This is a genomic window from Peribacillus sp. NPDC056705, assembly GCF_043656335.1.
The window spans coordinates 1-8,627 of record NZ_JBHTYI010000058.1 but is presented as its reverse complement, the minus strand read 5'-3'; the positions used below and the strand labels follow the sequence as shown (position 1 = coordinate 8,627).

The window sequence follows — 8,627 nt, the reverse complement described above, 5'->3', positions numbered from 1 at the left end:
AAGAGAAAATTAAACGACCTGAGTCCGATAGAATACCGAACTCAAGTCTTAGAAGCTGCTTAAACTATATGTCTAACTTTATTGGGTCAGATCAATTCGTAAAAGCGAGTTTGCCTGCAGTTTTTTTCTTTGATCAACGTTCATAATTTCACAAATCCGTTCCTTTCCGCCGCCTGTCTGCCAAGCCTCATCAAAGCAAGCATCTCTGTAGTCTCGGCAGGTTCGCAAATTTCTTCAATCCAATGAGGATTTATTTCATATAAATGAAAAAATCATGGAGTATAGCCAATAATGTTTTAAAAATTATAGTAATCATCCTCGGTAAGAATAGTGAAAGGGATTCGGCAGGAGACCATTCGGGCTCCATTTTGGTACAATAGTATATATCCATAAAAGGGGGAAATGCCGTGAAAACGTTTATAATCACAGGAGCTTCAAAAGGTTTAGGGGCTGCCATCGCCAAAGGCTGTTTGCAGACGAGTGATCATTGCATCTTAGTTTCCCGTACAGCCCATCCTGAAATGCAGCAGATGGCTGACAGATTCGGGAAGAAACTTACATTTATTTCACTGGACTTGAATGAAACTGAAAAGTTACCCTCCTTAGTCAATGAGATTCTTGCTGCTGTCGATGAAACAAGTGACATTTATTTCATTAATAATGCAGGTGTCATTGAACCGATAAAGCCGGTAGGAAACCTTGGTAGAGTAAATTTGGAAATGAGCATGCGGGTGAATTTCATGGCACCCATCGTACTGGCTGATGAATTCGTTAAACAGACAAAGGACTGGAACAGAAAGAAGGTAATGGTCAACATATCTTCAGGAGCAGCAAAAAACCCTTATCATGGCTGGTCAGCCTATTGCAGCACGAAGGCAGGGCTAGAAATGTTTACACGGGTTGCAGGGTTGGAACAGGATAAAACATCTTTCCCTACGTCTCTCATTTCTTTTTCACCGGGTGTAATGGATACGGAAATGCAAGGGACAATCCGGTCAGCAGACGAACGGGACTTTTCCGATCGAGACAAATTTCATGAATATAAAGAGAATGGCATGTTAAGAAGCCCCGAATTTGTGGCAGATAAACTTTTGCAGCTTCTTGAGGCAGAAGATTTGGAGAATGGGAAGTTCTACGATATTAAGAATTTACTTTGATGTATGGGAGAATGTGAAACGAAAATCGACTGATGGCTTATATGTGGGGCTGTACCTTTGGACAGCCTCTTTTTTTGTGATCTGTATCCCAATTAAAATAAAGTCTAAAAAACCAGGATTTCATCATTAGGAAATGTGATAATGCGTTCTATCCAATTGCCTGAATGACATAAACTTTTTTTGAAGGGGTTTGGAGGGCTTTTAATGACGATCATTATTGTGAAAAAGGGTGACAGTCTTTGGGGAATTGCCACGAAAAATAAAGTTGACCCATCGAGGATAATTGAAGTAAACGGATTGGAATCAACAACTTTGGTCCCTGGCCTGGCATTGTATATACCTAATGAAAAAACGGTGAATAGGAGGTATCTAATAAAAAGTCAGGATACCCTTACTAAAATTGGCAGTCGTTTTGGTACGAGTGCAGCGGAAATCATGGCGGCAAATCCAGGAATCGTTGCAAACTCGCTAAAAGCCGGTACGGAGATAATAATTCCGTCTCCTTACAAAAATCAATTGATTACGCTGGGTTTTGCCTTCCCGGCCTCAGGTGGAGTAGTGTTTGAAACACTTGAGCAGAATGGTGATAAATTATCCTATTTAGCCATTGTAGCTTATTCGTTTACAAGGCAAGGAAATGCATACGTTGATGGTGATGATCTCCCCCTTATTGCGAAATGCGAGCAGACAGGGGTGAAGCCGCTACTGATGATCCGGAACTTCCAAGGTGGTGATTTTGATGCTGATTTGGCTGGTGAAGTCCTTGCCAGTTCAGTATTCAGAGCGAATTTAATCAAAAGTATGCTTAATTTCGTTAGGGAGAAAGGATATGGGGGTGTCAGTATGGACATCGAATTCATCCCACCTGCCAGGCGTTCCGATTATGTGCTTTTTTTAAAAGAATTAAAGGAGGGGTTGAAGGAACTGATCCTGCATGTGAACGTACATGCAAAAACAGCGGATAATCCAGATAATCGAATTGTAGGCGGGCATGATTATCGGGGGATCGGAGAGGCAGCCGACCTTGTTGCCGTGATGACCATTGACTATGGATATCCAACTGGCCCGCCTGAACCCATTTCCCCACTTTGGTGGATGGGCGAAGTTCTTCGCTATGCTTTGTCGACTATACCTGAGTATAAACTGCAGTCGGCATTTCCTATGTATGGCTATGATTGGATAATTCCAAGCCACGAGACTAAGGCTTTATCAGCTCAAAATGCCCAAAATCTTGCCATTGCAACTGGCTCTGAAATAACTTTTGACACTTCAGCGGTTTCCCCTACCTATTCTTATCGAAGAGAGAATTCGAATCATGTCGTTTGGTTTGAAGATATTCGATCAATAAGCGCAAAATATGAAATGATTGATGCATATGAACTGATAGGTGCTACTTATTGGCAGATCGGTTTGGAATTTCCGCAGAATTGGGAGTTTATGGATAATAATATCTGGATTATCAAATAGAATGAATGGGTGCCAAGTGGTGAAAAGAAGTTTTAGATATTTTTTTCCTTGTTTGGTTGTGCAGCTTTAATCAGGGGCAAGCCAATCACACCGAGCAAGATTTTAAAGAGAGACAATATGGTTCGAGGAGTCTTGAACCATAAAAAAGGAGCCATGGAAAAACCAAGGTTCCTTTTTTATGTTAAATCGAAAGAAAAGCATCATCTAGGAATGTTAGAAGGCTGACTTGACAGTGATGGATCACATTTTTTTCCTTGTAATTCCTTCCTTTTAAACGTTGCATAAAGAAAGGCAAGGAATATCAGGGTGGAAGAAAATTGGAATGTTGTTTTGACACTGTATGTTTCCGTTATATAGCCTAATAGTAAGACAGAGCCGGCAAATGTAAGATTGATGACCGCTCCCCAAACGGCATAAATTTTTGCAAGAGTCTTTTCCGTTGCATGGTCTTGGAATAGCTTGGTGTAAATCACTTCCCTGATTTGTTCCGGGAGACCGTACAGGCATGCCAGCAGCAAAGCCAAAGCTGGAATACTGGTAGTTCCAAAAAGCAAAATCAGCAGTGAACTTAAAAATAGCCCGAGAATGATGAAGAAACCAATATATTTTTCTAGTAACTTGGCAAAACGGATGACGATCAATCCACTGAAAATCATGCCGACAAAGTAGCTTGTGTTGATGTATCCCCACCACTCCTCACCAAGTTGCAGGTTCTGTTCTACATATAAATAAATAATGGCAGCCACCCACACGCTTGAAGCTAAAGTAGTTATAAAATCAATGGAAATGAGTGTACGGATAGTTGGGATTTGGTGAATCGCAACCCATCCGGATTTAATGGAACCCCAGTTTGTCGGAGCAACAGAATCCGTCGTTTGCCCAGAGATTTCGATTCTAACTGTATAGATCGTTGAAACGGCAAAAAGCATGACAGCAAGCCAAATGATGAAGCTGCTGTTGGTGCTTATCAATAAGACGGAGCCTAGTGGCCATCCTGCTACAAAGATGGTCTGGGTGATCACATTCAAGAAACCATTCGCTTTCATCCGTTCATCTTTTGGAACTAATTGAGGAACCAAAGCTGCGCTGACCGGCGCTGCGACTCCATCCAATAATGAAATCAAGGCGATGAAGAAAATGACGGCAACGGAAAAACCATGATTGAAAATTGTTATATAGATTCCTAGGCAAACGAGTAAGATAGTTTTCCACCATTGAGATTGTACAAGAATTCTTTTTAAAGGAAACCTGTCGATGACAAGGGGGGCAAGTAAACTGCTGAAAAACCTAAAAATCGTTGTAGTGAACGGAAGCAAACTCAAATAAAAAGCAGATCCCGTCAAGGTATATAATAGTGAAATCAACCCGACTACATAAAATATATCCCCTAGATTTGCAAACGCCTGACCTATCCAAAGGCATCGAAACGATGTATTTTTCATGAATACCATCCTTTTAAGAAACTAAAATCATGGATATTTAAAATGGTTATCTTTTTTACACTGGATTCACTCCCTAATTTAATAGATTGCATGAGCCGGGTTGGGCTGTTTTATAAGATGATTTTACCATAATATGAAAATGGGGGTTATGAAATGCTTGCTGAATATTGAATATGGAATTATACTCCTTAATATATGTAGAAAAGGAGAAAAATTTGATGATTCGACGTTTTGCTTCATATTACCTCCCGCATAAGCGGTTATTCATTATTGATTTCTTCAGTGCAGTGGTGGTGGCTGTACTTGAACTTGCATTTCCGCTAGCCGTTCAGTGGTTTATAGATACACTGCTGCCTGGCGACGATTGGTCTGCAATTGTTTCGGTAAGTGCCGGATTGTTCCTCCTTTATATCATTAGTACCTTCCTACAGTTCATCGTAGGGTATTGGGGTCACAAATTGGGTATCAATATTGAGACTGATATGCGTGAGGAATTATTTGAGCATGTGCAAAAACAATCTTTTCGTTTTTTTGATAACACGAAAACCGGCCATATCATGAGCCGCATAACTAATGATCTGTTCGATATTGGTGAACTTGCTCACCATGGTCCCGAAGATTTATTCATTGCCTTCATGACTTTTATAGGTTCATTTTGGATTATGTTGACGATCAATGTGAAATTGGCACTCATATCGGTTTGTATCTTACCGTTCCTCGTTTTATTAATTGTCATAAGTAACTTAAAGATGAATAAAGCCTGGAAGAAAATGTATACAGAAGTTGCAGATGTAAATGCCCGTGTGGAAGATAGCGTCTCAGGGGTGAGGGTTGTCCAATCATTTACTAATGAAACATATGAAATGAAAAGATTTTCTACTAATAATCGCAGATTCCGTAAAGCGAAACTTCTTGGATATAAGGTAATGTCCTTTAGCTTATCAGGCATTTACATGATGACGAGATTTATGACCCTGGCCGTGTTGGTGATAGGAGCTTGGCTAACATTTCATGGGCAGCTCTCTTATGGTGAACTGGTTGCATTCGTCTTATACGTTAACGTATTATTTAAACCGATCGACAAAATCAGTGCGTTGATGGAACTCTATCCAAAAGGGATGGCCGGCTTTAAGCGTTTTACGGAACTTCTGGATGTCGCGCCTGATGTCGTGGATAAGAAGGATGCAATAGAAGTGACCACCCTTTTGGGCGATATTTCCTTTCAAGACGTTTCTTTTAACTATGAAGATAAAAAGCCGGTTTTAAAAGATATTGATCTAACAGTTAAAGCGGGTGAAACCATTGCCATTGTCGGGCCTTCAGGAGCCGGGAAAACGACTATATGTTCATTGATCCCACGATTTTATGATGTTAATGCCGGCTCGATTTCCATTGATGGAATTGATATTCGTGAGATGACGAAAAAGTCATTGCGCTCACAAATTGGCATAGTCCAGCAAGATGTGTTTCTTTTTACAGGAACTGTAAAAGAGAACATTGCGTACGGAATGCTTGACGCATCTGGTGAACAAATTAAAGAAGCCGCAAGGAAAGCCCATTTGGAGACTTTCATTGAAGGACTTCCGGAAGGCTATGAGACTCAAATAGGGGAACGCGGCTTGAAATTATCGGGAGGACAAAAACAACGGATTGCAATAGCAAGGATGTTTTTAAAAAATCCGCCCATATTAATTCTCGATGAAGCAACCTCTGCACTCGATACTGAAACGGAAAGAATAATACAGCAGGCTCTTACTGAACTGGCTGAAAACAGAACTACGCTAATCATCGCACACCGTTTGGCAACCATACGAAACGCTGACAAGATCGTGGTAGTTACGGAAGAAGGAATTGCTGAAGAGGGCGGTCACGATGACTTACTTAAGCAGGGGGGCCTTTTTGCCAATCTGCATCAATTACAATTTCAAAAGAGATAAAAAGCTATATGTCCTCACAAGGACATATAGCTTTTTTAATAGAATGGGGTGAAGTTCAAACAATAATGGTCTCTATAAAAACATAATTTTCAATTAATATTTCTATGAACAAATTGAGGTGAAATCTATAATGAAAGATTCACAGACATAAGGGGGATTGTTAACTGTTTTATGGAAAACAAACAAATATATATTTAAAAATTCATTGTTTTCCTGTAAGATATCAATACGTAAAAACCTTGTCGACTTGTCGGCTTACTTAGAAAACGTGAGGAAAACATAAATGATGGAATTCGAAAAAAGTCTTGAAAAAAGTTGGAGCAATCAACAAAATGCAGGTTTAACAGCATATTTAAAGAAAATGAAGGGCGAAGCTAGAGAAAAAGACAGAATTGATTATATGGATTCCTTTGTTTCAGCCATAGGTGGACTCATTGCCATTATCATTATTAGTTTTATAGCTGTCTATTTAGGATATCCTATGGCATTAGCTCCTCTTGGGGCGAGCTGCGTTATTGTTTTTGGTGCGCATAAAAGTCTCTTGTCACAACCCCGTAATGTTGTTGGTGGACATATAATCTCTACAACATCAGCCCTTATCATTTGGAGCATTTTTGGTAAGAGCCTATTCATTATTGGCCTGGTACTGGCTATTGTATTAATTATAATGACTTTTACAAAAACCGTTCACCCTCCCGCAGCAGCAAGTGCCCTTGTTTCAATCAATTCTCAAGTTGGTTGGGGATTCCTGATTCCGATTGTAATAGGTACCTTATTATTAGTTTTTGTATCGATGATTTATAATAATTTATTTCAAACAAGACAGTATCCAAAACACTGGTTATGAAAAAAATATTTCATAAACTTTTATATGTGACTCAATATTAAAAAGAGAGATTCCGATTATTGACGAAATTTAGTTTCCTAAAAATTATCCATTAATCTGGCGACCATATTTTCGCAGAATGCAAAAAAGCATGTATGCGATTAAATTCATAAAAGGCATTCGGAATTAATTCGTTCCGAATGCCTTTTGTCTAAAAACTGAAGCCAATTTTGAGAAAGGGTGTTTATTTTACATGATGTTCTTTCCATTAAGTTCATCAGTTGTGTTATTAGCCTGGTGAAAGTTCGAATGTCAGCGGGCTGGAGTTGCTACTGCTGGCTTTTAAGGAATCGGCTTGACGTTGAATTTTCAGAAAGCAAGATTTCCAATAAGCTTGATAGTGGGAAAAATACGATTCACGATTCGCCGGAACGAACGAAATCCGCTATGAGTAATTTTCTATTCACAGTGGGGATTTCATATTTGCCACACCAAGAAAAGGTGTAGGGACTGCAAAGGCAAATGGAATAGTAGAAGGGACAAGAAAAAAGCAGTTTTCTAAATGGTTACGAAAAGTTCCAAAAAGAAGTCAATTAAGAAAGGCTTGTTTTTATACGCAAGTATGTAAGATGTTTTTGAACAAACGAGCCTGTATCCACCTTGGAACAGGCTTTAATGTATATATAGAAAATTAATCACGAGAGATATTACGTTTATAGTCTTTGAAAAAAATCATGCTTGAATCTGCGATTGTCTAGGATTCTTTTTAAAAATCATTTTCGCTTTAAAATGTGAGAACAAATAACAGCCTATAATCACAATGCCACTACCAATTCCTTGTACCCACGTCATTTTTTCACCTAATAATAGAAAGGCTAAAATCGCAGTGAAAATAGGATTGAAATTCAAGAAAATACCTGATGTTGTTGTACCTAATTTTTGTACACCAATGTTCCAAAGTACCATACATGCTACTGTTGAGATAATGCCTGTATATAAAATAGATTGTATGAAAGAAGTATTTATATTAGACACTGCAAAATTAGAAAAATTAAACGGAAGAAGAACTATAAGTCCAAATATACCAGAATATAATGTAGACATCAGAGGTGTTGTTGTTATCATTGCCCATTTGCTACAAACGGAATATATTCCCCAAACGCATACAGCAGAAATCATATATAAATCACCTGAATTAAATCGTAATGAAAGGAATAGATCAATATTTCCTTTTGAAAGTACCAGTATTACGCCAATAAGCGAAAGGAACATCGAAAACATTTGGAGAATATTAATTCTTTCTTTTAAAAAGAAAAATGAAAAAATAGCAATTGAAATCATGTTTAATGTTGATATTAATCCAACATTAGTGGCGGTAGTTTTCTCTAATGCTGCAAATTGTAATAGATTAAATAGAACCACACCAGTAATTCCCATCAAAAATAAAGGAATGATTGCACTTCGGGGCGGAAATATCTTTCTTTCTTTCCACCATACAATTGGCAAAAGACAACTAATGGCAATGATCCACCTTAAACTCGTCAACGTCATCGGAGAAGCATGACCGACAAGCGATTTTCCTACGACAAAGTTTCCACCCCATAATAAACTTGTTAAAAGTAATAACGAAAAATAATAATATTGCATATATTTTTGCTCCTTTTCATCTTTCACAGTTTAAGTGAAAAAAGATCGAAGCCATTGTGCACAATGACATTTCAATTTTCATAATTAATTACTACTAATTTTAACATTATAGTTCAGTTCTTTATATATTATTTTGTATAATAGAAGAAAC

The 8,627-nt window shown here is 38.3% G+C and carries 6 protein-coding genes and 1 pseudogene; 5 read left to right on the top strand and 2 right to left on the bottom strand.

Annotated elements, in window-relative coordinates; genetic code table 11:
- Nucleotides 1–407: 407 nt before the first annotated feature.
- Nucleotides 408–1,157, top strand: coding sequence for a (S)-benzoin forming benzil reductase (locus tag ACFRAK_RS26840; protein WP_394572874.1), 750 nt, complete (start codon nucleotides 408–410; stop codon nucleotides 1,155–1,157).
- A gap of 204 nt (nucleotides 1,158–1,361) precedes the next feature.
- Complete coding sequence (locus ACFRAK_RS26835) at nucleotides 1,362–2,624, top strand: glycosyl hydrolase family 18 protein (RefSeq protein WP_394572873.1); 1,263 nt, start codon at nucleotides 1,362–1,364, stop codon at nucleotides 2,622–2,624.
- 200 nt (nucleotides 2,625–2,824) lie between these two features.
- Here ACFRAK_RS26835 and ACFRAK_RS26830 read toward each other — a convergent pair whose 3' ends face one another.
- Nucleotides 2,825–4,066 (bottom strand): MFS transporter, encoded by a 1,242-nt coding sequence (locus ACFRAK_RS26830; RefSeq protein ID WP_387708176.1) that lies wholly within the window; start codon nucleotides 4,064–4,066, stop codon nucleotides 2,825–2,827.
- 218 nt (nucleotides 4,067–4,284) lie between these two features.
- Between ACFRAK_RS26830 and ACFRAK_RS26825 the strand changes: the two genes are divergently transcribed.
- The 3 genes and pseudogenes from ACFRAK_RS26825 to ACFRAK_RS26815 form a co-directional block, all read left to right on the top strand.
- Nucleotides 4,285–6,003, top strand: a complete 1,719-nt coding sequence (locus ACFRAK_RS26825) for an ABC transporter ATP-binding protein (RefSeq protein WP_394572872.1) — start codon at nucleotides 4,285–4,287, stop codon at nucleotides 6,001–6,003.
- A gap of 283 nt (nucleotides 6,004–6,286) precedes the next feature.
- The gene (locus tag ACFRAK_RS26820) at nucleotides 6,287–6,850 is read left to right on the top strand and encodes an HPP family protein (RefSeq protein WP_387599152.1); all 564 of its coding nucleotides are present in this window, start codon (nucleotides 6,287–6,289) and stop codon (nucleotides 6,848–6,850) included.
- 279 nt (nucleotides 6,851–7,129) lie between these two features.
- A pseudogene (locus ACFRAK_RS26815) lies at nucleotides 7,130–7,426 on the top strand (DNA alkylation repair protein); the annotation flags it as partial.
- Between the two features lie 135 nt (nucleotides 7,427–7,561).
- On the opposite strand, the gene ACFRAK_RS26810 reads toward ACFRAK_RS26815, so the two are convergent.
- Nucleotides 7,562–8,476, bottom strand: coding sequence for a DMT family transporter (locus ACFRAK_RS26810; protein ID WP_387599149.1), 915 nt, complete (start codon nucleotides 8,474–8,476; stop codon nucleotides 7,562–7,564).
- Nucleotides 8,477–8,627: the final 151 nt, after the last annotated feature.